This window comes from Acinetobacter larvae, assembly GCF_001704115.1.
In the GTDB taxonomy this organism is placed as follows: domain Bacteria; phylum Pseudomonadota; class Gammaproteobacteria; order Pseudomonadales; family Moraxellaceae; genus Acinetobacter; species Acinetobacter larvae.
Map to the genome: position 1 here is coordinate 1,719,926 of NZ_CP016895.1, position 22,775 is coordinate 1,742,700.

The 22,775-nt window shown below is 42.2% G+C and carries 30 protein-coding genes; 29 read left to right on the top strand and 1 reads right to left on the bottom strand.

What is annotated here, in order from left to right; all coding sequences use genetic code 11:
- Positions 1-26: 26 nt before the first annotated feature.
- Positions 27-752 carry a S24 family peptidase gene (locus tag BFG52_RS07715; RefSeq protein WP_067554308.1) on the bottom strand — a complete coding sequence of 242 codons (726 nt, stop codon included), beginning with the start codon at positions 750-752 and terminating at the stop codon, positions 27-29.
- Positions 753-853: 101 nt separating this feature from the next.
- On the opposite strand from BFG52_RS07715, the gene BFG52_RS07720 reads away from it, so the two are divergent.
- From BFG52_RS07720 to BFG52_RS07860, 29 genes are all read left to right on the top strand, one after another.
- Positions 854-1,042, top strand: coding sequence for a Cro/CI family transcriptional regulator (locus BFG52_RS07720; protein ID WP_067554311.1), 189 nt, complete (start codon positions 854-856; stop codon positions 1,040-1,042).
- Positions 1,043-1,058: 16 nt separating this feature from the next.
- The gene (locus BFG52_RS07725; RefSeq protein WP_067554314.1) at positions 1,059-1,292 is read left to right on the top strand and encodes a hypothetical protein; all 234 of its coding nucleotides are present in this window, start codon (positions 1,059-1,061) and stop codon (positions 1,290-1,292) included.
- A 54-nt stretch (positions 1,293-1,346) separates the two neighbouring features.
- Positions 1,347-1,628: a hypothetical protein gene (locus BFG52_RS07730; RefSeq protein WP_067554317.1), complete on the top strand. Its 282-nt coding sequence runs from the start codon at positions 1,347-1,349 to the stop codon at positions 1,626-1,628.
- Complete coding sequence (locus tag BFG52_RS07735) at positions 1,625-1,921, top strand: hypothetical protein (protein WP_067554320.1); 297 nt, start codon at positions 1,625-1,627, stop codon at positions 1,919-1,921. The genes BFG52_RS07730 and BFG52_RS07735 overlap by 4 nt, the downstream gene beginning before the upstream one ends.
- Positions 1,918-2,865: a helix-turn-helix domain-containing protein gene (locus BFG52_RS07740; RefSeq protein ID WP_067554323.1), complete on the top strand. Its 948-nt coding sequence runs from the start codon at positions 1,918-1,920 to the stop codon at positions 2,863-2,865. The genes BFG52_RS07735 and BFG52_RS07740 overlap by 4 nt, the downstream gene beginning before the upstream one ends.
- A complete protein-coding gene (locus BFG52_RS07745; RefSeq protein WP_067554326.1) occupies positions 2,862-4,124 on the top strand; it encodes a DNA cytosine methyltransferase in 1,263 nt (420 codons plus the stop codon). The genes BFG52_RS07740 and BFG52_RS07745 overlap by 4 nt, the downstream gene beginning before the upstream one ends.
- Positions 4,121-4,417, top strand: a complete 297-nt coding sequence (locus BFG52_RS07750; protein ID WP_067554329.1) for a hypothetical protein — start codon at positions 4,121-4,123, stop codon at positions 4,415-4,417. Before BFG52_RS07745 ends, BFG52_RS07750 begins: the two co-directional genes overlap by 4 nt.
- Before the next feature lie 112 nt (positions 4,418-4,529).
- Positions 4,530-4,931 carry a DUF559 domain-containing protein gene (locus BFG52_RS07755; protein ID WP_067554333.1) on the top strand — a complete coding sequence of 134 codons (402 nt, stop codon included), beginning with the start codon at positions 4,530-4,532 and terminating at the stop codon, positions 4,929-4,931.
- Positions 4,932-4,934: 3 nt separating this feature from the next.
- Positions 4,935-5,462: a hypothetical protein gene (locus BFG52_RS07760; RefSeq protein ID WP_067554336.1), complete on the top strand. Its 528-nt coding sequence runs from the start codon at positions 4,935-4,937 to the stop codon at positions 5,460-5,462.
- A 546-nt stretch (positions 5,463-6,008) separates the two neighbouring features.
- Positions 6,009-6,641 carry a putative metallopeptidase gene (locus tag BFG52_RS07765; RefSeq protein ID WP_067554339.1) on the top strand — a complete coding sequence of 211 codons (633 nt, stop codon included), beginning with the start codon at positions 6,009-6,011 and terminating at the stop codon, positions 6,639-6,641.
- 46 nt (positions 6,642-6,687) lie between these two features.
- Positions 6,688-7,164, top strand: a complete 477-nt coding sequence (locus BFG52_RS07770) for a DUF2280 domain-containing protein (protein WP_067554342.1) — start codon at positions 6,688-6,690, stop codon at positions 7,162-7,164.
- A complete protein-coding gene (terL, locus tag BFG52_RS07775) occupies positions 7,142-8,668 on the top strand; it encodes a phage terminase large subunit (protein WP_067554345.1) in 1,527 nt (508 codons plus the stop codon). Before BFG52_RS07770 ends, terL begins: the two co-directional genes overlap by 23 nt.
- 8 nt (positions 8,669-8,676) lie before the next feature.
- Positions 8,677-9,984 (top strand): DUF1073 domain-containing protein, encoded by a 1,308-nt coding sequence (locus BFG52_RS07780; RefSeq protein WP_067554348.1) that lies wholly within the window; start codon positions 8,677-8,679, stop codon positions 9,982-9,984.
- Positions 9,959-10,768 (top strand): phage head morphogenesis protein, encoded by an 810-nt coding sequence (locus tag BFG52_RS07785; RefSeq protein ID WP_067554351.1) that lies wholly within the window; start codon positions 9,959-9,961, stop codon positions 10,766-10,768. Before BFG52_RS07780 ends, BFG52_RS07785 begins: the two co-directional genes overlap by 26 nt.
- Positions 10,769-10,811: 43 nt before the next feature.
- On the top strand, positions 10,812-11,753 hold the full coding sequence (locus tag BFG52_RS07790) for a hypothetical protein (RefSeq protein ID WP_067554354.1): 942 nt from the start codon (positions 10,812-10,814) through the stop codon (positions 11,751-11,753).
- 95 nt (positions 11,754-11,848) lie between these two features.
- Positions 11,849-13,039: a DUF2213 domain-containing protein gene (locus BFG52_RS07795; protein WP_067554357.1), complete on the top strand. Its 1,191-nt coding sequence runs from the start codon at positions 11,849-11,851 to the stop codon at positions 13,037-13,039.
- 11 nt (positions 13,040-13,050) lie between these two features.
- Positions 13,051-13,521, top strand: coding sequence for a structural cement protein Gp24 (locus BFG52_RS07800; RefSeq protein ID WP_067554360.1), 471 nt, complete (start codon positions 13,051-13,053; stop codon positions 13,519-13,521).
- Between the two features lie 5 nt (positions 13,522-13,526).
- Positions 13,527-14,501 (top strand): DUF2184 domain-containing protein, encoded by a 975-nt coding sequence (locus tag BFG52_RS07805; protein WP_067554363.1) that lies wholly within the window; start codon positions 13,527-13,529, stop codon positions 14,499-14,501.
- Positions 14,502-14,514: 13 nt separating this feature from the next.
- Positions 14,515-14,871 carry a hypothetical protein gene (locus tag BFG52_RS07810; protein WP_067554367.1) on the top strand — a complete coding sequence of 119 codons (357 nt, stop codon included), beginning with the start codon at positions 14,515-14,517 and terminating at the stop codon, positions 14,869-14,871.
- Positions 14,872-14,878: 7 nt separating this feature from the next.
- Positions 14,879-15,262, top strand: coding sequence for a DUF4054 domain-containing protein (locus tag BFG52_RS07815; RefSeq protein ID WP_067554370.1), 384 nt, complete (start codon positions 14,879-14,881; stop codon positions 15,260-15,262).
- A 9-nt stretch (positions 15,263-15,271) separates the two neighbouring features.
- Complete coding sequence (locus BFG52_RS07820; protein WP_067554373.1) at positions 15,272-15,460, top strand: hypothetical protein; 189 nt, start codon at positions 15,272-15,274, stop codon at positions 15,458-15,460.
- A gap of 8 nt (positions 15,461-15,468) precedes the next feature.
- Positions 15,469-15,948 (top strand): hypothetical protein, encoded by a 480-nt coding sequence (locus BFG52_RS07825; RefSeq protein WP_067554376.1) that lies wholly within the window; start codon positions 15,469-15,471, stop codon positions 15,946-15,948.
- Positions 15,941-16,381, top strand: a complete 441-nt coding sequence (locus BFG52_RS07830; protein ID WP_067554379.1) for a hypothetical protein — start codon at positions 15,941-15,943, stop codon at positions 16,379-16,381. The genes BFG52_RS07825 and BFG52_RS07830 overlap by 8 nt, the downstream gene beginning before the upstream one ends.
- A 60-nt stretch (positions 16,382-16,441) precedes the next feature.
- Entirely contained in the window at positions 16,442-17,206 is a 765-nt protein-coding gene (locus BFG52_RS07835; RefSeq protein ID WP_067554382.1) for a hypothetical protein, read from the top strand.
- A 6-nt stretch (positions 17,207-17,212) separates the two neighbouring features.
- On the top strand, positions 17,213-17,527 hold the full coding sequence (locus BFG52_RS07840) for a hypothetical protein (RefSeq protein WP_067554385.1): 315 nt from the start codon (positions 17,213-17,215) through the stop codon (positions 17,525-17,527).
- Positions 17,528-17,553: 26 nt separating this feature from the next.
- Positions 17,554-17,790 carry a hypothetical protein gene (locus tag BFG52_RS07845; protein ID WP_071890106.1) on the top strand — a complete coding sequence of 79 codons (237 nt, stop codon included), beginning with the start codon at positions 17,554-17,556 and terminating at the stop codon, positions 17,788-17,790.
- Positions 17,791-17,874: 84 nt separating this feature from the next.
- Positions 17,875-18,312, top strand: a complete 438-nt coding sequence (locus tag BFG52_RS07850) for a hypothetical protein (RefSeq protein WP_067554391.1) — start codon at positions 17,875-17,877, stop codon at positions 18,310-18,312.
- A 95-nt stretch (positions 18,313-18,407) separates the two neighbouring features.
- A complete protein-coding gene (locus BFG52_RS07855) occupies positions 18,408-18,926 on the top strand; it encodes a hypothetical protein (RefSeq protein ID WP_067554394.1) in 519 nt (172 codons plus the stop codon).
- 90 nt (positions 18,927-19,016) lie between these two features.
- Entirely contained in the window at positions 19,017-22,766 is a 3,750-nt protein-coding gene (locus BFG52_RS07860; protein WP_067554397.1) for a tape measure protein, read from the top strand.
- Positions 22,767-22,775: the final 9 nt, after the last annotated feature.

Here is a 22,775-nt window from a genome sequence, read left to right on the forward strand (position 1 = left end):
TTAATAATTTTCATCATAAGACCTTCTTAAATTTCACCATCATAAGAGTGGGATATATATTTTCCAATTACACTAATATGCTCTAATTGATCAGGATCTACAATTTCACGCTCATATGCGGGGTTATCACTATCAATTATTAAGGCGCCATCGTACCGAAGAGATAAGCGCTTAATTTTTAATTCGTTGCCATAGCGAATAGCATAAACTCTACCTGATTGAATTTGCTGCAATGTGTTTATGGATTTATCCAGCGTAACAACACTACCATTCGGAATTCTTGGTTCCATGCTATCGCCATCAATATCAACCGTTATTAAGTTCTTAGGTGAAACTCTTTTCTTGTGAATCCAATCTAGTAATTGAGCTGTGCCTAGCTCTTGCCTAGCAGGCTCAAACTCAACGATATGTCCATTGCCAGCAGAAAACTTAACATCAACATGAGGAATAATCACATAAACATTTGGATCTAAATCCTCGGGAGCTTCCCATGCTAGTACAGGTTTGCATTTAACACCTTCAAGCTGGCTATCATCTTGAGTTGGTGAGCCAGCACCATCTAAAAGCCATTGAGGTGTTGTTTTTAGAGCTGTAGATAGAGCACCAATGTGTTTTGCGCTAGGGCTATTCGATCCATTGAACCACCCAGAAATCGTACCTCTTGCAGCCCCTGTGAGACGCATTAAGTCTGCTTGATTCATGCCAAGTTCAGACATCCGTAATCTAATTCTATCTGAAACTGTCTGTTGCATTTAATAATCTCCTATTTGTTCAGAATTATGAACAAACGTATTGACAATTGCTTGAACAAAATGTTCAAATGATTGAAGTATTTTTGTTTGAGTAATTGAATATGACGGTAGAGCAATTAATGGCTTTCTATGAAGCTAAAAATAAGTCGCATCTAGCAAACATAATAGGTGTTGCAAGATCAACCGTGACCGCATGGGAGCAAAACGGCATCCCACCTCGCACCCAAGCTACCTTTGAAGTCCTAACAAAAGGCAAGCTAAAAGCTGATCTACAAACATTAATCGCATAATTACATAGGTGAATTTATGAGCCTCGAAAAAAAATCTATTCATGTTCGTATCGAAGTGGATATGCATAGCCGTCTCTCTGTTTTGGCTGATTTAGATGAAAACGAAATAGCTGCTCAAGCTGCGATCTTTTTAGAGATGATGATCATGGCTAAGTGGCATGTTGTAAATGTAACAGCCAAAAAAATGAATCGCTTGGGATTGACGGGGAATCAGGGGGATGTAAGGGATTTGCGAGTTTTAGGCAAATAAAAACCGCTTCTACTGTGAATAGAAGCGGTCAGTAATTCACTAATTAGGAAACCAATGAATATGAAATCAAATATATCAAAACCAGCCGTAGCAAGCAATGACACGGCGACAGATTTCGTCCGAGGCGATGCGGTTGTGTTAATCAATGGCGATGACAACACACTTTATGAGTTCTCGAAAGTAAATACTGTTCTAAATGCAAAGTGTTACATCACCAAGCCATGCAAAGCAAAAATGTTATCCGTTTGGATCAGTGATATCCGCCATGCGACTACCGCCGAAATTACTGCACGGCGCCGTTTAGACATTTCAACAAATGGGGTGTTGATCGCATGAATACACAAATTCACGCACCGTCAGTGGACCACTGGCAACAGCAGAATATCCAATCTTTCCATGAGCCAGCACTAAGAATGCTGAATGACATGCTGGAGCGCAAGAAAGAAAATCTTAGACGCCGTGGTTATAACGAAAACAATGCTGCAGTGACGAAAGAGGAGTTAGCACGTTCGATGGAGCGTTATTTTCGTATTGCCAATTTTTTAGCGCAGCGGATTGTTAAAAGCATGGTGAATGCCGGGGTTGTTGAATCATTTGGTAGCTATGTAAAGCCTAAGGTGGTGTTATGAGTTTAGATGCAACCAATTGGGCTTGGCGAGTTCAGCTACAGCAAAAGAAAGGCGGCAGTTCAAAGCCACTTAAAAAATTACTTTTACTCTCACTTGCAGATCGTGCAGGTGAGGATCATTGCTGTTATCCAAGCGTGGGGCGTCTGGTAGAAGATACGGAGATGGATCGTAAAACCGTGCTTAAAATAATCGATGAGTTAATCGAAGACGGATTAATTTTAGATACCGGTGAGCGAAAAGGTCGCACGAAACAAGTAAAAGTTTATCGCTTAATGGGGGTAAATGGTCGTGAAACTGTCCCAACATTGGTACACCTTGACACTAAAAATAATGAATTAAAGAGTCCCAATAATGGAACAGTTCCAACAATGGAACCGTCCCAACAATCCGATGAAAGAGTCCCAACGTTCCGCGGAAAGAGTCCCAACGTTGGGACACGGAATCTTTTAAAGAATCTTTCAGATGAATCTAAAAATAAAAAAGACTGGCTTTGTTTTAAAAAACTTGAAAATGAAATTCGAGAAGCTGATGGCAGTATCGATTTTGCAGTTATCGCGAAATCAACATGGGCTGGTCGTGAAAAACGAGCATTCGAGATTTACAACGCAGAAAAGAACCTTTGTGATGACTTGATGAATTTCTATTTTGCTGACTGGCTGATCAATGCATATCGAAGTAAATATTCAGATTCGGCCAAGAGTCAAGGATCTAAATTCTCTACTGCAGCGAAAGCCAACCAACTCTCTGAAAAACAAATTCATGTATTTGCGACCAAGCTTGCACATCATCCCGAGTTTGCAGGCCGATACAGCGAACCAGGTGATTCATACGAGAAACTAGCGGCAAAGATCGCCGTGAAGCTTGAAGATCCAGCACAGGCGAAGAAATGGGAAGGGTATTTAAAACAAGTCGGCTTCACAGGTGTGTTGGAGGGTTCAGCATGAAATATGGATCAGTTTGTTCTGGTGTCGAAGCTGCAAGTGTTGCATGGCAATCACTGGGTTGGACTCCAACATGGTTTGCAGAAATTGAAAAATTTCCTTCACAAGTTTTAGCGCATCACTATCCAGATATTCCGAACTTAGGTGATATGAAAAAAATCGCAGAAATGGTTAGGAGTGAAAAAATCGAAGCACCAGATGTCTTGGTCGGTGGCACGCCATGTCAAGCTTTCTCTGTTGCTGGTTTAAGAAACTCGTTAGAAGACGATCGAGGGCAATTAAGCCTTGAGTTCGTGAGATTAGCAAATGAAATTGATTCAGCAAGACTTATTCAAGGATTCAAGCCATCCATTATTGTTTGGGAAAATGTCCCCGGTGTGCTCAGCACAAAAGACAACGCTTTCGGCTGTTTTTTGGGAGCGCTTTCGGGTGAAGGGAGTGAATTGCAGCCGACAGGGAAAAAATGGACGAACGCAGGTTGTGTGTTTGGACCACAACGACAAATTGCTTGGAGAGTCCTTGATGCTCAATATTTCGGACTCGCCCAACGACGTAAACGAGTGTTTGTTGTCGCAAGTGCTCGAACAGAATGTATCGCAGAAGTACTTTTTGAGCGCAAAAGCGTGCTTGGGGATTTTAAGACGAGCAAAAGCAAGGGGGAAGATTTTACCAGAAGTGGTGGTAATTACATTGGAGCTACAGGCCAGACTCTTAGCGGTAAAAGAATAACACCTCCACCCTTAGCATCACATGGCGAAAAAATGTGGCTTGGCAATCAAGAAGCATTTAGCGGTGACTATTACATTGGGCATGCAATTGGCGTTGGTGGGTGCAATTCAAATGCGGCTGTTACTGAGGAAAAATCTGCAACTTTACTAAGCAATAATGATCGAGGCTACGTGATTCATTCTTGTGGTATTCAAAGAAATATCATTGGTTTAAGTTCAGAACAGGCACCAACACTCACAATGTCTGATAGACACGGCGTAGTTATTCACGGGACACAAGACCCGATTTTATCCAGTAAATATGCCCACTGTTTAGGGCGAAATAGTGGACAAGAGAATGTCTATATTTCTTATTTAGCCAGATATTTAACTGAAATTGAATGTGAGCGACTACAGGGGTTCCCAGACAACTATACGAATATACCAGGCGCATCAAAAGTAGCTCGATATAAAGCAATGGGTAATTCTATGGCGGTACCCGTTATGCATTGGATCGGACAGAGAATCGAGAAAGTACAGGGGGCTGCAGCATGACCATAACATCACAAAAATCATTTGAGAAACGCTTAGATATCATTATTTACGCCGTGCATGCGACTAAGCCATTCATGCGTAAAGACATTGCTTTACATGTAATCAATGCAAGTTTGCATACAGCTTCAAACTGTTTAACTGATCTCGTTGAGTTGGGTTATTTAAAGCGCGTATCGATTTATCACTATGAAGCAACGGAAATGGCTAGAGCATTGTTTTCAACGTCTAAAACTATTGATGGACCTAAATATCAAACAGGCACACCAAAAGTCATTCTTGAGGCATCACGATGAAAGACCAGGATAAATTTGCATTGCTCATTTTACTGATACTTACGTTTTCAGTGTGGGCAACTGCGACTAGTGGCAATGGCAGCAATTCAACACATCATGCGTTGGCATATCTATGAGCAGCATTCCATTAGCTGAGTATCGAAAGATGATCAAAGCTAAACCTAAGGCTAAATCACGGCGTCCAGTGCGCCGTGGTGCCAAAGTTGAAAGCGAAGGTGAGGCAACACTTGCACAGCATTTAAAAGCCCACGGCATTGCGTTTGATCAAGAGTTCAAATTCTGTGAAACGCGAAAATGGCGGGCTGATTTTCATATCGTTGGGCATAAATTGCTTGTCGAAGTGGAAGGTGGGATTTGGTCAGGTGGCAGGCATACACGCGGTAAGGGGTATCAGGCAGATATAGAGAAGTACAACGCGGCAACAATACTGGGTTATACGGTACTAAGGTTTAGCACGGCTGATGTGAAGAGTGGTGGGGCGATTAAAGGCATTTTAGAATTGGTGGAGAAGTAAGGTATGAATGCAGCTGTAACGATTATGCAGGCTACGGATTGGGGTAAATACGATTTAGAAGGATGGCTATATCAATTCGGGGCGTGGCAGAACACAGTGCAGGGAACTTGTGGAAAATCATTAAATCCTATTGCTGCTGCCATGGATCAGGCTGTTGTAAAACGGAAAAAACTTAAATTGGGTATTAGAAAAAAACGCCAAATAACCGCAGACGCTATGTTGAGCGATATTGATTTCATGCCAATTAAGAAGCAAACCCCTAAAGATATAGTTTGTGAAATAACAGACAATGAAGCGCGCGCCGTGCAGCGTCTAGTTTTGGATTTACGGGGGCAGTCGGATGTGATGGATGAATGGCTTGATGCAATTGTCGATCGCTATTTTTATTTTAATAGTTGGTCGGAAATGGTGATTAAAGTTGGATATGTTGATAACCCAACAATCATCCGTTCTAAATATGGAGCGGAGCAAGATGTTAAGTGTGGTCTAGCTGTTCTGCACTCTCGGTATAAATTCATTGCATACAAGTGATTGAGACTTGACCCTCAGGAAAGCAAACGCTATATTTATGGCATAGTGGACGAAGTTATAGTAATTCACTGGATAAGCCTCGCAATTGCGGGGTTTTGTTGTTTTTGCAGGTGTCGATATTCCGTGAGGTCATTAGACTTAATGGAAAAAATTACTAAATCAATGGGTGTAATAAATAACCAAACGGTTTCAACTGATCTTGAAAGGAAAGTCAAATAGTGCTGTACTACACACGTTTAATTTTTGGTATATAACTTATTAATTTCTAATCAATTATATTTTTCACTTAGGTCCCCGTTCGGGTACTTAGAAAAGGTGAGCAAGCTAGCCTTACATTTGGGACGCGCGCGACCTATAAGAAGAAAATATAAAAGAAAGGAAAATAATGAATAGTATATTAAAATTAAAAACACTTATTAAGAAGACAATCAAGCCAATTCAAAACACTATTAAGGTGGGGATCATTCTCTACAAAGTATATGATGTTTTGGTTTTGCTATTTGAGAATATTCCGTTTTAAGTGGGCCCACTTCGGTGGGTTTTTTAATGGAAAAATTAATGAAAAGACCACAACCACCTGAATCGATCACAGGGATCTATGATGCTGCATTTGTTCCTGCGCCTGAGGTGTGGGGGTGGATCAAAGCAGTATTTTTAAACCCAGATCATCAACTTTTTAATCCAGATCATGCACATTTAGGTGCTTTTAACTTCCAGCATATCGCCGTGCTATGGGCGAATGGCGGATTTAAAAAACAGGGCCGTATTGTTGTTGGCCAAGCTGAGAGAATTATGATCAACGCATCGGGATGGAAAAAGGATCGGCAAGAAGTTCAATTGATTGATTGGTTTGGAACCGTACCGGATTACCTAATTACCTTGGATGCTCAGTTTTGTGCTGAGTGTGACGATATAAGCTTTTGCGCCCTAATAGAACATGAGCTGTATCACATTGCTCACAAGCGCGATCGATTTGGTTTTTTGTCGTATAACCGAGAAACTGGAAAGCCCAACTTAGAAATACGCGGACATGATGTTGAAGAGTTTACAGGCGTTGTACGCCGTTACGGTGCCAGTGAAGAGGTTAAACGAATGGTAGAGGCTGCTAATCAGAAACCTGAGCTATCAAGGGCCAATGTTCATCATGCTTGCGGCACTTGCTTTTTAAGAGTGGTTTAAATTTTTTTGCCATTCTTCTTGGATGTACTTGGATGGAATGGTGGAAATGGCACGTATTACTAAAAAGGTGAAATTGTTCATCGTTCGAATGCTTGCTGAATTTGAATCCCCGACACAGACATCAAAAACCGCAAAAGAAGTTTTTAATGTTGATGTAACACCACAGCAATGCGAAGCATATGATCCAACCAAACGAACTGGTCAGGACCTCAGCCAAGAACTACGAGATTTATTTTTTGAGTACCGCCGTAAGGCCAATGATGAGCTGGAAGCAATCCCGATCGCCAATAAACGGTACCGCTTACAGCTGCTGCAAAATCTTGTTGATGCCTATCCGAATAACCCCGTATTCACCCCAAAATGGGCAGAACAGGCGGCCAAAGAAATGGGCAATCAATATACCAATAAGCAGGAAATAACCGGTGCAGGTGGTGGACCACTACAAAGTGAAAATACAACCTATGTAAAAGCAACGCCTGAAGATATCAAGCAGGTGTGGGATGAACTCGAAAGCAAATACTAGCCTGCTTGAAGTGCAGATTGAACAAGAACGCTGTGAGAAAGAACATTTATTCTTTACACGGCGTTTTTTTATGCCCCGCATGGGCTTTAAGTTCTCGGTCAATTGGCATCATGAATATATTGCTTGGGCCATTGATGAAGTCATTGCCGGACGAATAGAAAACCTTGTTATTAATGTTCCACCCGGATCAGGAAAGACCGAGTTACTGACCAATTTAATCGCACGTGGTATTGCACGTAATGCTCGATCGCGATTCTTATATTTATCATTTTCGCAGTCACTGGTTGAGGATGTATCGAGTACAGCGCGTAATATCGTTAAGTCTGAGGATTTCCAAGGGCTTTGGCCGGTTAGTATTTCAACTAGTACAGACGCTAAAGCCAGTTGGAAAACGACCGTAGACGGCTATGAAGCGGGGCATGTCTATTCTGCATCGATGGGCGGTCAGGTTACCGGTCGCCGTGCAGGAACATTAGCGGATAATGGCTTTACTGGTGCCATTATTCTAGATGACCCATTAAAGCCAGAGGATGCTTTTAGTCAGTCAGCACGTAAGAAAGCCAATCGTAAAATCCTAAACACGGTCAACTCGCGTAAAGCCAAGTCATCTACACCGATTATTCTGATCATGCAGCGTTTGCATGTTGAAGATCCGACCAATTTTGTGATGACCGGCAATGTACCTGGTCAATGGCACCAAATCACGGTACCAGCATTAATTGATGATGCTTATATTGCTAAGTTACCTGAGCATATCCGCAAAAAAGTGCCACGTGATGTAGAGCGTGATGAAAGAGGTCGCCAAAGTTATTGGCCACTAAAAGAATCATTACAGTCTCTACTGCAGCTTGAGCAAGGTGGTCAAGATAAAGACGGCGCCACAGTATCGCGCTATACATTCAGCAGCCAGTACCAACAGCAGCCGAAAAAGCTCGGTGGTGATCTGGTTAAAGCTGAATGGTTCGGTCGTTATGTTGAACTACCAGTCCTGAAGTGGCGGGCGATCTGGGCTGATACGGCGCAGAAAACCAAAGAGCACAACGACTATTCAGTGTTCTTATGTGCGGGGCTAGGTCATGACAATCGGCTTTATATCATCGACGTACGCCGTGGTAAGTGGGAATCGCCAGAGCTGATTAAGGAAGCCAAGGCATTTATCAATAAGCACAAGGATAGTAATACCAAGATTGGCAAACTGCGCTATATGGCAATTGAAGATAAATCATCTGGTACCACCTTGATTCAAACTGTATCACGGCAGACCACATTACCAATCAGAGCTGTTCAACGCGGTATAGACAAGCTGACACGGACCATGGATGTGGTGTTTTACGTTGAGGATGGCAATGTGTTGCTACCTGTATCTGCGCCGTGGTTATTGAACTATATCGAAGAAATCGAAGGGCTCACGGCGGATATGACTCATGATCATGATGACCAGTGGGACCCGACCATTGATGCTATTAATGACACCTTGGCGAAAAAGCCAACCGTATTTGATTAGGAAAACTTATGGCTAAATCGAAGAAGCCCGACGCCATTGGTGATGCGGGCGCATATACAAACTTTGTCTCTAATATTGGTACCGGGCGTGACAAAGCATCGCATGGGCATTTTGTGCGTCGTGATATCCCAGATGATCAGCTTGAGGCGGTGTATCAGCATTGGCTGGCCAAACGTATTGTCAATCGACCAGCTTCGGATATGTTGCGTGCTGGTTGGTACTACGAGGGCATTCAAGATAGTGATCTATCCAAGCTTGAAGAGGCTTGTAAGCATTATCACTTAAACCACGTGCTTATGTCTGGTTTGATACTGTCACGCCTCTATGGTGAAGTTTATGTATTACTTGGCACGGCGGATGGTAAGGCTTTAGATGAACCTTTGGAGTTGGATAAATTAGGCCAAGGGCGCTTAGAGTTCTTTACTGTGATTAAGAAGAAATATCTTAAGGCTGATAAAAATACTTATATGCCCCCATCAGCATGCTGTGGTTTGCTTAAACAGCCTGAATTTTACGATTTGCAAATGAATGATGGTAAAGGGCGTCAAAGAATCCACTACAGTCGTTTAATCCCATTTCGCTATGCAGATGTCGTGAATGAGGAACCACAAAGCATTTTGCAGGAAGTGTATGAAGATCTACTTGATCATGCCAGTGTCAAGAAAGGATCCGCCAGTCTGGTACATGAATCTAAGATCGATGTGATTCGTACACCAGATCTAGTTGCAAAGATCAAAGATGATATGAAAGCTGTTGTAGAGCGTTTTATGAGTGTTGGTTTGCTCAAAGGTCTAAATGGCTTATTGGTACTTGATAAAGATGAAGAGTACGACTCTAAGACTTACAACTTTGCTGGTTTACCAGATCTAATGCGTGAATATTCTATTCAAGCAGCTGGGGCGGCAGAGATTCCATACACCATATTGTTCGGTCAAGCACCTGCAGGTTTAAATGCAACTGGTGAGCATGATACGCGAAACTATTATGACTCCATTGCAACTAAGCAGGTCTGGCAATTGAAGCCGATTTTAATGCGGTTTCTTGCGGTGATTTGCCAGTCTACCTTTGGTCGGCAAATCCCTAAGCTTGATATTGTATTTAATCCATTGTGGCAATTAGACGCCAAGGTACGTGCGGAAGTAGAAAAGGCAAACTCTGAGCGTGATGCCAAGTATTTAGAAATGGCCATTGTTACTGAGCCTCAGATCGCACGGCAATTACAGATAGATGGTGTTTACTCAGTGATTGATGAGCAACATATCAAAGAGTTGGAAATGATGGTGAAACTGCATGACGACGATATTCCAATTACTTAAACCACAGCTACAGCAGATTAAAAAATCAAAACGTGGGCGTAAGGCCAAGTTAAAGCCTGTAAAAGTTAATCGCCGTGTAGAGCTTTATTACACACGGCAGTTATTGGCTATATCCAAATACTGTCAGGAACAGGCTGATGAGTTGGTATTGCCAGTTGTAGGCCAAAACATTGGTGACAGTTGGTTTTCTGAATTATTTGCGAAGCTAAAAGATCGGATCGTTCGGTATACGGTTAAATCTGCTGAGCCATTGGCCACCAAAGTTGTAGTTGATGTGCGTGCTGATGTTGATGGACAGATCGCCAAGCACACTAAGTCTATTATTGGTGTGGATTTGACTCCATTCTACCGTGCTGCAGATATTCAGGATGTGGTTGATCGTAATATTGCTGCCAACGTATCTTTGATTAAGTCTATCCCGAATCAATATGTGGATAAGCTTGAAGCATTGGTTATGCATGCTTATCAGACAGGGCAGACCAATGAAGAGTTAGCTCAAGCAATTAAGCAGTTAGGTGTATCAACAGACTATCGTTGTCGACTCATAGCCAGTGATCAAATGGGTAAGATTAATGGCCAGATCAATCAAGCTCGTCAGGTTTCTATGGGTGTTGAGACTTATGTGTGGCAATCGGCTAAAGATGAGCGAGTGCGAACGGACCATCGGAATAAACAGGGTAAAACATTTCGTTGGAATGATCCACCAAGTGGCGGTCATCCTGGTGAGCCGATTCGATGTCGTTGCACGGCGTTGCCGAATTATTATGGTTTAGCACTTGAATAATATTGATTTATAATGATAAATATAATGGTTTTAGGTGTTGCATATGTTGAAATTTGATGGTGTTTCCAGTTTCTATGCGAATTATTTAGAAGTAATGAATCCCCGAATATCCTTACATCAAGATAAACCAGATACGGTTTTGATTTCATATGATGGTAAGGGTGAAAAAAAAATAAAGCACGAAGCTTTTTGCCCAACTTTGTCAGCTAACAATGTTAGAACACCACATAGAGATGTTGAAATTAATTTTAAAGTTGAATCGGCATTTCATTGTTTGGTATCAAAATTTTATGCTGATTATCCTCATTTAAGTAATGTAAGTTTTTTTAAATTGGGTCAGAAGATAAGGGGGCAAGATGACGCAACTAAAGTCCTGATAGAGATTTATAATATTTTAAGACTTATACGAAATAAATTTCATCATGATAAATTTGGTGGATTAAGTTGGGATGATCACAGAAATTTGACCGTTAAAGGTGATGAAAATCTTGTAATTACTGAAAATGGGGTCAGGCTGAGTATTTATATCGTATGGTATTGTCTTAAAAATAACATGAAGCATTTATATAACAGAATTGTTTTAAATTATCTGTATGCTGATTTGGTTAAGAATGTTAAAAAAATTTCTTATGGTTTTGATAATAAAAAAACAACTAGTTTAAAATCACTGAACAACCAATGGAAAACAATTACACATTCTAATAGAAATATAGTTCAAGGTGAAATTATAGAGATTTGTAATAATGGATATATGATTGATAGGCAAAAATGTTTCATTTCTGATTTTGTACCTGATACAAATGGAGAGGAGAAGTTAATGGAGTGTTTGTATCGTAGATTAGATTATCAATTTCAAATAAATGGAACTGAATACCTTATCCCTGATGAATATTTTTTTAATAAAGGGGATGGCATTAAAGCATTTATAAGTGAGGATGATTTAAAGAAATTTATTTACTATCCCTTAGAAATTGCAAATTTTTAAAAAATAGGGCCCGTTAGGCAAACAAAACCCTGTGAGTCGTAAGGCACAACTTATGGGGTTTTGTGCTTTTTGGGTTTTTTTATTGAGCGCAATTTATGAAAATACTCTACCAACTCAAAATCGGAGACTTTGCTCCGAGTGAATCATCACGCTCATTTACCAAAGAAGGGTATCTGAAGTGCGTGAATGTTCGTTTGGCCAAAGCGCCACAAGTACGTCAGTACTACGCTTATGAATTTCCAAGTCTAACAGGATTCACGGCGGATCAGATCATTAATGTCTACACACCTGCAGAGGAGCTGTTTAAGCCCGAAGTGGTGCTGAGCTTTAACGGTGTGGATACCACGGATTATCACCCACCCAAGAACGAGATCAATGCCTCGAACTGGAAGGAGTACCACACAGGAACATGCGAGAACGTGCGTGTGGAAGAAGGCTATCTAGTTGGTGATCTTCTGATTAAAGACAAGAACAGCATTGACTTGATCCAGAGCAATGAGCGCATTGAAATCTCACTCGGCTATGGCGCAGATCTGATGCTTGAAAATGGCACGGCGCCAGATGGTACACCGTATCAGGCTAAGTTCATTAATTTTAAGGGCAATCACGTGGCACTGGTCAAATATGGTCGCTGTGGCGGTGACTGTCGTATCGGTGATGAAAAACCAAACCCAAAGGGGGAAACCATGGAAGTACTTGTAAACGGCATTCGTTTTGATATTGGCGATAACAAGCCATTGGCGGATGCCCTCAAGCTGCAGCAAGAGCAGTTAGAGAATCTTAAAGCCGCAAAACTCAAAGTGGGTGATCAGCAATTTGCGATCGGAGACGAACTGCCGGCAGTACAAGCGGTGGTCAATACCTTGCAGGCTGAAAATGCTCAACTTAAGCAGCAAGTCGGGGATTTGGAAAAGAATCAGATTACCCCTGAAAAGTTGGATCAAGTTGTGGCAGAACGTGCCGCCGTGGTTGCTGATGCGAAAGCTATTGCACCAGGTGTAAAAACCGAAGGCTGTAGCTGTGAGCAGATCAAGCGTGATGTGATTGCCACCAAAGCTGGCGATGCTTTGGTCGCGGCGGTGCTTGGTGGGGTCGCTGTGGGTGACGCCAAGCCGGATCAGATCGATACGGTGTTTCGTGCATTGTCAGCAGTGAAAGCAACCACGCCCACCAACGCCGTGGGTGATGCACTGCAAACATTCCAAAAACAACAGGTCGGTGATGCTGATCCAAGTGCCAATCAACAGCAAGGCTATAACAAAGCCGATGCTTATAAAACCATTTAAGGGGGCAGTCTATGGTTAAGCAAATTGATCAATTACCGGGTATGCGTGCCCGGATCAGTGGTCCAGAGGACGTATTGTCCATTCATGTATCGGGAGATGGTGTATTTACCGATGGTGAGGTGGTGATTCGTAATGCTGATGGTAAAACGGTTTCAACCGTGACTGATGCGACTAACACCAAGTTTGGGATCTGTTTACGTCACGGCGTAGGCAAGTCCGGTCGTAACGCTGCAGGCAAAGAAGCCTATCAGCAAGGTGATGTAGCGCCAATCATGACCATTGGTTCTATTTGGGTGAAAACCACGGCACCTGTGACGGATATTAACGCCAAGGTGTATGTGAAAACGGCGAATGCTACTGATGTTGCGCCGTTAGGATCTTTATCATCCACTGACACGGATGGCACTGAATTCCCAAATGCATCTTGGGAAAGTATTTCAAATGAACAAGGTCTTGCCATTGTTCGCTTATTAGGGGCTTAACAAACATGAGTAAAATTGCTCACATGAAGCTACGCTTAACACCCGTAGCACAAATCGTTCAGGCACAAGTGGGTGATGCATTCAATATTGATGCATTAGCGCAGCTCTTCGTTAAGCTTGAAGAAATTAACGAAATAACCCCTCAGCTTGAGCAGGTTATGGATTATGCCAAGTATATTCCTGTCACTGGTGTAAACGGCGTATTTGGTGGTGGTGAAGTCTTATCACGTAAACGTGGCGTGGGGATGGGGAAAGACTATTCAGGTACAGGGAATGACGTGCCACTGGCTGAAGTTGAATTTGATACCGTGTCATTACCGATTAAAGTAGGTGTGATTGGTTATCGCTATTCAATTATGGAATTGGCGGCAGCACAAAAGCTCAATATTCAGCTTGAATCAGATAAAGTTCAGGCAGCACGCTTGGCGGCAGAAAAGCATCTATCGCAAATTGCTTGGTATGGTAATCCATTGGCAGGCATCACTGGCTTTCTTAACCAAACCGGTGTAACGGTCGTATCGGCACAGCATAATTGGGCAACGGCGACCATTGAACAGGTCTTGGCTGATTTTAACGCCAGTTTAGCTGACGCAGATGAAATCTTTGATAACGATGCATCAGTACAACCCGATACTTATTTGATGGCCTCCAACCAGTACATGCACTTATCTACACGTGTGGTACCTGACTCAGGTGGTAAAACCTTCCTGAAGTTTATTGAAGAAAATAATATCTTTGCCACGCAATCTAAACCTTTAACTATTCGCGGTTTAGGTCGTTCCAATAAACAAGGTACAGCTGGTAGTGATCGTTCTATTATCTATCGCCGTGATCCAAGCTGCATCCAGATGAAAGCCGATGATGTGCAGTTCTTGGCAGCTCAGCCTGTGGACTTGGACATTAAGGTACCAGGTCATTATAAATATCAAGGCGTATGGTTAAAGCGCGTTGATTCACTACGTTACTTGGACCATCAATAAGGATTAAAACAACATGCGTTATTCATATACCTACAGCGGCCCACAAGCCGCTTTTATTTTGTCTGGTGTTTGTGTTTTACCTGCAGGTGTCGCCGTGATGCTTGAAGATAAAGAACATAAATCTTTGGCGAAAAACAAGTTTGTAGAGCATTTGCTGGAAGTGGGTGAGTTGACTATTACCGAAGTGGAAGAACCTAAGGCAACTGGTGGTCGCCGTGGATCAGGTAACACCAAAGGTGCTAAGCCAGCAGATGCCGCAGGCACAGAGCTGAACGAGGTACGTGCTGCACTTAAAGATCTAGACATCATGTATGCCGATGATGAAGCATTGGAGCAACTGCAAGCCAAGCTCGCACAAGCAACTGAATAGGTGATGTATGGATCCACAGGCATTCCGGCAAAAATTCAAATACGACACGGCGCTTCTCAACTTGCCAGACGCAGAAATTGCAGATGCCTTGGAGGAAGCCGACCTTGTTGTATCAACACTGCAATTTGGCGCATTAAAAGAACGTGCTGTGGGTCTATATGCAGCACATATTTTAAAAGTCGCAATCAAATCAAAAAACGGCGCTGGCTTTAACGATGCTGCATCGATGTCTATTGCGGGGCAATCGGTGAGCTATTCACGATCCAACACAGAATCTTTTTACAGCCACAGTATTTATGGTCAGCGCTATTTAGCCCTTAAAAACTCTATCCCCATTGATGAGCAAGGTACTAATCCCAATCGCTTGGGTGTAAGTGCCTTTGTTGTGTAGGAGCACATCATGTCATTTAAATATCAAGCACCAGTGCATTACAAAGCTAAAACTTTGGTTATCGCTGGTAAAGCCCATCAAGTTACAGATGGTGTCATTGAATCAGTCGATGATATCTATCCATTGTTGGTCCCTTTGGGCTTTAGTCGTTATAACGGGTCTGTAGCCAAGAAGCCTACAGCTGCAGTTAAAAACTAAGGTGTATTATGAGCGATATCCGTGTAAATGCTGATGTTGACTTTAATGCGATGAACGATCGGGTACGATTTGAAATACGCCGTACAGTGAATGCTTTAACACTTAAGCTACAGCGAACAGTGCAGGAAGATATGCTGACCGGTCAACGTCTCAATGTGCAGTCTGGTCGGTTACGTGGCTCGATCTCTTCTAAAGTTGATGAAACGGCGGATTCGATAGAGGGGACAGTGGGGGCTGGTGGCGCACTGGTACCTTATGCACCAGCCCATGAGTTTGGCTTTAAAGGAGCTGTCACGGTAAAAGCTCATTTGCGCAATATTAAAAAAGCATTTGGTCGACCGATTACGCCAAAGCAGATCATGGTGGGAAGTTTTAGTCGAACAATGAATCTGCGTGAACGCTGTTTCATGCGCGATTCATTGGATCAGATCGCCAAGATCGTACCTAAGAATATTGATAATGCCATTCAGCGAGGTATTCATGGATAGTGAAGCAATATACCAAGCACTTTATCAGCGCCTTTCTCAGATAGACGGCGTAGTAACAACCAGTCGCCGTCTACGGCATTTTAATCAGGTACCTTCTGAGCAACGTCCGGCATTGTTTATTACGCAAGGCAATCAACAGGAAGCACCGGTAAAAGGTTTAAATGCCAAGGTGCAGTTGGAAGCTGAGGTTTACTTGTATATTCATGAATCAGATCCAGCGATTGCGCCATCCATACAGTTGAATCGCATGATTGATAAGGTTCGTGATGCGATTGCGCCAGATTATCCCGAAGTGTGTGAATATCAAACCTTAGGTGGTTTGGTGGAACATTGCTGGATCGAGGGGACGATTGAAGTGTATGAGGCAGCAGAGAATATGCTGGATGACCAAGGCATTGCCATTATTCCGGTGCGAATTTTAACAACCAATTAATCACAAACATTTAAATGACCGCCATCACGGCGGTTTTCTCATTTTAAGAGGCTTAAAAATATGGCTCAATATTTATTTGGCGCTGGCAAAGTGTTTGCTACGCCGTTGCAAGATATATATGGTCAGCCGATTAGTGATGCAACACCGGTTGAAGTGGGTGTATTACAGTCAGTATCGGTTGATATCAGTTATGACTTAAAAGAGCTCTATGGTCGTGGCCAGTTTGCTGTTGATGCAGCACGCGGCAAGGGCTCAATCAAGTGTAAAGCCACGATGGGGCGTATTAACGGCGCTTTACTCAATTCTATTTTCTTTGGGGGCGTGGTATCTGAAGGCGGTGTTGAAACCATTGCTCAAACCATGAATGGTGAAGTGATTGCCTCTGGTGGAATCGTTAAGCCCACTGTTCCTAATTCCGGTACCTTTGTTCGTGATCTTGGCGTAACCAATACTAAAGCGGTGCCGTTGGTACGTGTGTCTGGTACACCAGAAGCAGGGCAATATGCAGTTGATGCTACAGGTTCATATACTTTTGCCACGGCGGATGTTGGAAAAACCGTATTTATCAGCTTTAAATATTCGGCAACGGTTGCTGGTGCTAAATCTGGTTTAGTGACCAACCTAGATATGGGTTATACACCGGAGTTCGCAGTGGATCTGATGCGTGATTATAAGGGTAAGATCATGCAAATGGATTTCTTCCGCTGCACCAGTAATAAGCTTGCTTTTAACTCTAAGCAAGATGATTACGATCTACCAGAGTTTGAGTTTCAGCCGATGGCTGATGATTTGGGTCGTGTGTTCAATTGGACTACTTCGGAGTAATAACGCATGGAATTAAAGCAAGTTGATTATCCGCGTGGCAATGAAAAAGTAATTGCTGGTCATAAACTAGTGTTTGCGCCGTTACCATTGGGTGCCATTGAAAAATATCAAGATCAATTGAGTTCGGCGAGTGTACCGATCACGACAATTATTGATGTGGCACATATTTCCTTAAAGCGCAATTATCCTGATATTCAGCGAGAATTTATTGCTGATGAAATTCTAGATATGGCAAACATGGAAGAGGTGTTGGGCTTAATCATCAATAGTTCAGGTCTAACTCATAACGGCGAAAAGACTGGTGAACAGTCGGGGGAATAGACTGGGAGGAGCTATACGCGCATTTGGTGCTCACAACGGGGAGAGATTTTGAATATATCCGCAGTGATTTTGATATTCCCCGTTTAAATGCATTAACGGCGTGCAATCGTAGAATACCTCCCGTGCCTATCAATATTCATCGCATTCGATTATTAATAGAGGCATTTATGGGCATTGAAGATGATGAACAAGATAATGTAGAAAATAATGATGATGACGATGAATTGTTAAATGATCTAAGAAACTTTCCGCAGGGTGGTTAAGGCTACTGGCGGGAAGTGGTATTCTTCAATAGATTATTTTATATTTTATTGTTATTTTATAAACCCTTATTTGAGGTGTTCATAATGAAGAAATTAATACTTACACTTTTGGTGTTGAGTTTGGTTAGTGCTTGTAGCAAATCTCAAGAAGAAATTGATTTGGAAAAAAAATCTGAAACTGAAGCCCAATTAAAAGCTGAGAAAGAGGCGGATTTAAAAAAAGTAGAAGATGCCGTTAAGTATATGTTGAAGGATGGGGAATCAGCTAGATTTAGGAATGTTATTGGTAATTGTGGTGAGGTGAACTCTAAGAACTCATACGGAGCATATGCTGGCTTTTCAAGGTTCGTGTTTAAGCGAGATAATGGAAAAGTGGTATTTGATAATCCTGATAATCAATATTTTAATGCTGTCGTAGCCTCGTTTTGCGATAAAGCATATTTGGACAAATTCCCAGTGGATGATTCGTCTAACAATACTAATTCTGCTGCTCCGATTGATGTTGCGCCTATAGATAATTAATTTAGGGTCTGATAGTGGATTGCGACCCCATGCTCTCTGATAATTAAAATACCCCTGAAGATTAACTAACTCCGAGTTAGTACAAGTGTGACGATATGAAAAAATTGAAAGTATTAGGATTTTTAACTCTCTTCTTATCTGCATGTGCAACAACTCCCAAAGAGGCAACTTTTAACCTTCCTGATGGTTGGCGATTACCAACAAGTGAGGATGCAATAGATGATTGGGCGAGATTTAATTCACCGAGTCGTGTTGAGGCAGATTTTAATGGTGATGGTAAAACTGATAGAGCGCAAATATTATTAAAAAATAATTCCTCTACGGGATATCGGCTTATTGTCGATATTTCAGATGGAGATAATATAAAGCGATTTAACCTCGATCAAAATGATTCAATTTCTGCCCAAAGCATGGCAATAGAATTATTAGATCCATCTAATGAGGTATGGGATAGCGCTTGTGAAAAAGGTTATTGGGAATGCCAACAGAATGAAATTCGGAAGTTTAAGATATCCAAGCCTAGTATCCAATTTTGCTACATAGAGTCAGCTTGCGTAATCTACATGTGGTCAGATCGTAATAAAAACTTCACGAAGATTCCATTGTCTGATTAGTTGCTTAGGTAAGACTTAAATATTTTAAGAATACTCAAAAAGATTTTATCACCGCCATCACGGCGGTTTTTTTATGCCTGCGAGGTAGTTATGGCGAATGGTAATAAGGTAGAAGTAAGTATTGGTGCTAACACTTCCGAGCTTAAAACTGGCATGAAAGAGTCAGGTGAGGTTGTTAGTAAAACTGTAAAAGAAATGGAGAATGCTGGTAAAAGCCTGAAAATTAATATTGATACATCTATTATTGAAAAAAGTTTTACAGATATGTCTCGTAATGTGCAGGGCAATATGCAAAAACTTAGCACGAATATTAGTGATTCATTTAATAAAAGCTTTGCTTCGATTTCCAGCTCATTTAAATCTGTGAGTACGCTTTTAGCTGGTACCCTAACTGTTAGTAATGTCATTGATATGGCAGATAGCTATGGGCAAATGGGTGCGCAGATTCGTAAAGCTTCTACTGATATGGTTGAATACAATAAAGTCCAAGATCATTTACTAGAAACAGCAAATACAACATATCGCTCACTTGAAGAAGCACAACAGGTTTACCTTGATGTGGGTGGTGCTTTAAAGGCGTTTGGATCCACCACAGAAGAAGCTTTGCGTATTACTGACAGCTTATCGTTTAGTTTTACCCATAACGCAACAGCATCAGATAAAGCGGCATCAGCAACCAACGCTTTTATGAAAAGTATTTATAGCAATAAGGTTTCTGGTGATGCCTTTGTCACTATGCTATCAGCTATACCAAGCATTGTTGATGATTTATCTACAAGCATGGGGGAATCTAAAGATAAAATTCTTGAAATGGGGAATGCAGGCAAGATCACAGGCAACCAGCTCAAGAAAGCTTTTAATGATAGTCGCGAGGCAAATGAGGGCTTTGCTAATGATATGGAAAACAGTGTTAATGATGGCTTGCGCGTACTAAAGACTGAATTGACCGTATTTATTGGTAAGGCCAATGAGGCGCATGCAGTTACCGGAAAAATAGCTGCCGTGCTTGTTGCTCTAGGTAAAAATATTAGTACTGTTGTTGCGGGAGTCAGTGCTGTAGCTGCAGTGTTGGCGACTAAATATATTACACAGATGGCACTATCGATCAAGACGACAGTTGCTGCTACTATCGAAAATATTAGAAATCAGGCGAGTTTGGCCGGTTTATCCGCCCAAGCAACGTTAACAACACGTAGTCTAGCTGTATTACGTGGTGCAATGGCGGTGCTCGGCGGTCCTGCTGGCTTAGGTATGTTGGCGGTGCAAGGTATTGCAGCTGGCGCTGCATTCTTATATCTGAAAAAAAGTAGCGATCAAGTAGAACCATCGCTTGAAAGTCAGGGTAAATCTGTTGCTGAGCTAAAGGCAGAATATGATCGCTTAGATGCCGCCCAACAGCGCGTACTGACGCGTCAGACCAAGGCTGATCTTACAACTGCAGAAGAAGGTTTTAAAAAGCAAGAGATTGCTTTATTGGGCTTAGTACGCGCCGTGATCAACCATTCTGATGCTACATATGAGGATAAGAAAAAGGCCAAAGAACTATATGACCAGTATCTTGATGGCAAGATCAAAGCTGATCAGCTTGCAACCGGTATCAATAATCTTAAGTCGGTCGAAGAAAAGCATAAATCTACTATTGATGAAAAATCAAAATCTTTGACTAAAGAGCAAGAAGCAGTCTTTAAAGCATTGGATGTACTGAAGTCATATAGCAATGTGACGCGTCAATCAACGATTGATAATAAAGCACATACCAATTCAGTCAATGAAAAAGCTAACGCTTATGCAAATTTAACTGAGAAACAGCGTCAATATGTAGATGGTGTTAATAAGACAGCTGGGCGTGAACGTTATGTACAGACTAATATGGCAGTTACTGGCATATCGCGTGAGCGTGCAGAACATCGTGCTGATGCGCGTGAAGCTGCTGGTATGGGATTTACCAATAAAGATGGTGTGATGCCAAAGGAGCTTCTGGATGCCGAGCAAGCCTCATGGGACCTTAAGCAGCAGGAAAAAGCACGGCAAGAGGCGGAAAAAAAAGCCTTAGATGCAAAAAAGAAAAGTGAGGCGGCAAATAATAAGCAGACCGGTAATCGTCTAGTTGGTCTTGTTGGGAGTACTGGGCGTAGCACGGGTAACCATCTTCATTTGCAATACCCCAAAGGATCAGGGAAAGGCGGTGTTACTGCACAAGACATGGCTTTGTTACAGTTAGGGGGGCAGACGCTTAAACCAAGTATGTCTAAACACCCATACGGTGAAGACAGGGGGAGCCGAGGAAAGCACGGGGGCTGGGATTTTTCTGCACCAGCTGGTACAGAAATTACGACGAATGCCGCCGTGAAAGATGTACAAAAAATGGTGTCTGAAACAGGTGGTTATACTTCAAGGGTATTTTTTGAGAATGGTGTGGTGCTTGATTTAATGCATCAGATCCCAGCAATGATGCAAAAAGTTAAAGGTGGTGCTAGTAAAGGGAGTAATACCTCATCAAGTAAAGATAGCTATCAAGCATTCGTTGATGCTGAAAAAAACAAGCTAAACCTACAGCACAAATACGCTTCACAGAGAAAACAGGTCGAGCTTGATTTAGAGGAGGAATTGGCGGCGATTCGAGAGTCAACTTTAAGCAAAAGCGAAAAAGAAGACTTTGCTGTAAAAGCTAAAAAAGAAGCTGCCGACAAGATCAAGGCGATCGAGCTGGAGGAGTTGGAAAATACTCAAGATATGTCTGAACAGATTATTGAGGGTAAAGAGCTACTGGCACAGCGGATCTACGAGCTGGAAATGGCACAGACTCAGGCTTTATTTGAAGCTAAGCAAATCTCCAATTCGCAGAGACTGCAGCTTGAGAAGCAGCTGGAAGATAAGCTTTATCAAACTAAGCGGAATGCCTTGGAAGATCGCTTATCACTGGAAATGAGCAAGAGTGCTTTTAGTGGTAAGAGTGACGGCGTACATAATGCCAATGAAAGCATAGCGGCTCTAGATAATGAAAAGACCATTTCTGACACCTTAATGCCTGGTCTGATTAATGATGCTCAAATGAAAGATTTTGAAGATAAATTTGGTGGCTTAACCAATCGGATCTCTGGTCTTTGGGATAAAGGCATTCAAGCCATGATGAATGGTACCTTGACTTGGAGCAATGCGACTAACGCCGTTTTAACAGATATGGCTGGATTCTTTCTTCAGAAGATGGTGACTGAACCATTGCGCGTCTATATGACAGGTTTAGCTCAACGTATGGCGATAAAGCTAGGTTTTATTAAAACTGAAACGGCGGCTGAAGTTGGTGGGCAAGCAGCTCAAACAACTGCAGTAGTTGCAGGTGAAGGAGTTAAAACGGCAGCTACGGCGACTGGTGTATTGGCACGTTTGGCGCTTAAGGCTGGCGAAGCAATTAAATCGATCATGATGTATGCATGGGAAGCAATGGCTGGGGCATTCAAAGCGATGGTATCAATCCCATATATTGGGCCATTTCTCGCCGTAGGTGCTGGCGCTGCAGCATTAGCATTGGTTGGTGGTTTAGCCGGTAAAATTAAGTCTGCTCGCGGTGGTTATGATATTCCTGCGGGTGTGAATCCAGTAACCCAATTGCATGAAGAAGAAATGGTGTTGCCCAAACAACATGCCAACACCATTCGTGCTTTAGGGCGATCAATGCGTAATGGCGGAATGGAACAACCTGCAATGGCTGGTGATGGTGGTGGTATGTCTACGATTAATATTCAAGCATGGGATTCTAGCGATATTCGCCGTTTTATGCGTAAGCATGGGCGTGAGTTGGCTGGTGGTCTAAAGGGGTATGGTCGTAACTTTGGTAAATGAGGAGTGAGA

Excerpts from the sequence above, each read along its gene's own strand:
- BFG52_RS07765 (WP_067554339.1), top strand. The coding sequence starts at position 6,009 with ATGGAAAAATTAATGAAAAGACCACAACCACCTGAATCGATCACAGGG.
- BFG52_RS07855 (WP_067554394.1), top strand. The coding sequence starts at position 18,408 with ATGAAAAAATTGAAAGTATTAGGATTTTTAACTCTCTTCTTATCTGCA.
- BFG52_RS07745 (WP_067554326.1), top strand. The coding sequence starts at position 2,862 with ATGAAATATGGATCAGTTTGTTCTGGTGTCGAAGCTGCAAGTGTTGCA.
- BFG52_RS07735 (WP_067554320.1), top strand. The coding sequence starts at position 1,625 with ATGAATACACAAATTCACGCACCGTCAGTGGACCACTGGCAACAGCAG.
- BFG52_RS07725 (WP_067554314.1), top strand. The coding sequence starts at position 1,059 with ATGAGCCTCGAAAAAAAATCTATTCATGTTCGTATCGAAGTGGATATG.
- BFG52_RS07815 (WP_067554370.1), top strand. The coding sequence starts at position 14,879 with ATGGATCCACAGGCATTCCGGCAAAAATTCAAATACGACACGGCGCTT.
- BFG52_RS07835 (WP_067554382.1), top strand. The coding sequence starts at position 16,442 with ATGGCTCAATATTTATTTGGCGCTGGCAAAGTGTTTGCTACGCCGTTG.
- BFG52_RS07755 (WP_067554333.1), top strand. The coding sequence starts at position 4,530 with ATGAGCAGCATTCCATTAGCTGAGTATCGAAAGATGATCAAAGCTAAA.
- BFG52_RS07820 (WP_067554373.1), top strand. The coding sequence starts at position 15,272 with ATGTCATTTAAATATCAAGCACCAGTGCATTACAAAGCTAAAACTTTG.
- BFG52_RS07840 (WP_067554385.1), top strand. The coding sequence starts at position 17,213 with ATGGAATTAAAGCAAGTTGATTATCCGCGTGGCAATGAAAAAGTAATT.
- BFG52_RS07830 (WP_067554379.1), top strand. The coding sequence starts at position 15,941 with ATGGATAGTGAAGCAATATACCAAGCACTTTATCAGCGCCTTTCTCAG.
- BFG52_RS07760 (WP_067554336.1), top strand. The coding sequence starts at position 4,935 with ATGAATGCAGCTGTAACGATTATGCAGGCTACGGATTGGGGTAAATAC.
- BFG52_RS07795 (WP_067554357.1), top strand. The coding sequence starts at position 11,849 with ATGAAAATACTCTACCAACTCAAAATCGGAGACTTTGCTCCGAGTGAA.
- BFG52_RS07790 (WP_067554354.1), top strand. The coding sequence starts at position 10,812 with ATGTTGAAATTTGATGGTGTTTCCAGTTTCTATGCGAATTATTTAGAA.
- BFG52_RS07860 (WP_067554397.1), top strand. The coding sequence starts at position 19,017 with ATGGCGAATGGTAATAAGGTAGAAGTAAGTATTGGTGCTAACACTTCC.
- BFG52_RS07850 (WP_067554391.1), top strand. The coding sequence starts at position 17,875 with ATGAAGAAATTAATACTTACACTTTTGGTGTTGAGTTTGGTTAGTGCT.
- BFG52_RS07805 (WP_067554363.1), top strand. The coding sequence starts at position 13,527 with ATGAGTAAAATTGCTCACATGAAGCTACGCTTAACACCCGTAGCACAA.
- BFG52_RS07715 (WP_067554308.1), bottom strand. The coding sequence starts at position 752 with ATGCAACAGACAGTTTCAGATAGAATTAGATTACGGATGTCTGAACTT.
- BFG52_RS07720 (WP_067554311.1), top strand. The coding sequence starts at position 854 with ATGACGGTAGAGCAATTAATGGCTTTCTATGAAGCTAAAAATAAGTCG.
- BFG52_RS07780 (WP_067554348.1), top strand. The coding sequence starts at position 8,677 with ATGGCTAAATCGAAGAAGCCCGACGCCATTGGTGATGCGGGCGCATAT.
- BFG52_RS07770 (WP_067554342.1), top strand. The coding sequence starts at position 6,688 with ATGGCACGTATTACTAAAAAGGTGAAATTGTTCATCGTTCGAATGCTT.
- BFG52_RS07800 (WP_067554360.1), top strand. The coding sequence starts at position 13,051 with ATGGTTAAGCAAATTGATCAATTACCGGGTATGCGTGCCCGGATCAGT.
- BFG52_RS07810 (WP_067554367.1), top strand. The coding sequence starts at position 14,515 with ATGCGTTATTCATATACCTACAGCGGCCCACAAGCCGCTTTTATTTTG.
- BFG52_RS07740 (WP_067554323.1), top strand. The coding sequence starts at position 1,918 with ATGAGTTTAGATGCAACCAATTGGGCTTGGCGAGTTCAGCTACAGCAA.
- BFG52_RS07730 (WP_067554317.1), top strand. The coding sequence starts at position 1,347 with ATGAATATGAAATCAAATATATCAAAACCAGCCGTAGCAAGCAATGAC.
- BFG52_RS07785 (WP_067554351.1), top strand. The coding sequence starts at position 9,959 with ATGACGACGATATTCCAATTACTTAAACCACAGCTACAGCAGATTAAA.
- BFG52_RS07825 (WP_067554376.1), top strand. The coding sequence starts at position 15,469 with ATGAGCGATATCCGTGTAAATGCTGATGTTGACTTTAATGCGATGAAC.
- BFG52_RS07750 (WP_067554329.1), top strand. The coding sequence starts at position 4,121 with ATGACCATAACATCACAAAAATCATTTGAGAAACGCTTAGATATCATT.
- terL (WP_067554345.1), top strand. The coding sequence starts at position 7,142 with ATGAACTCGAAAGCAAATACTAGCCTGCTTGAAGTGCAGATTGAACAA.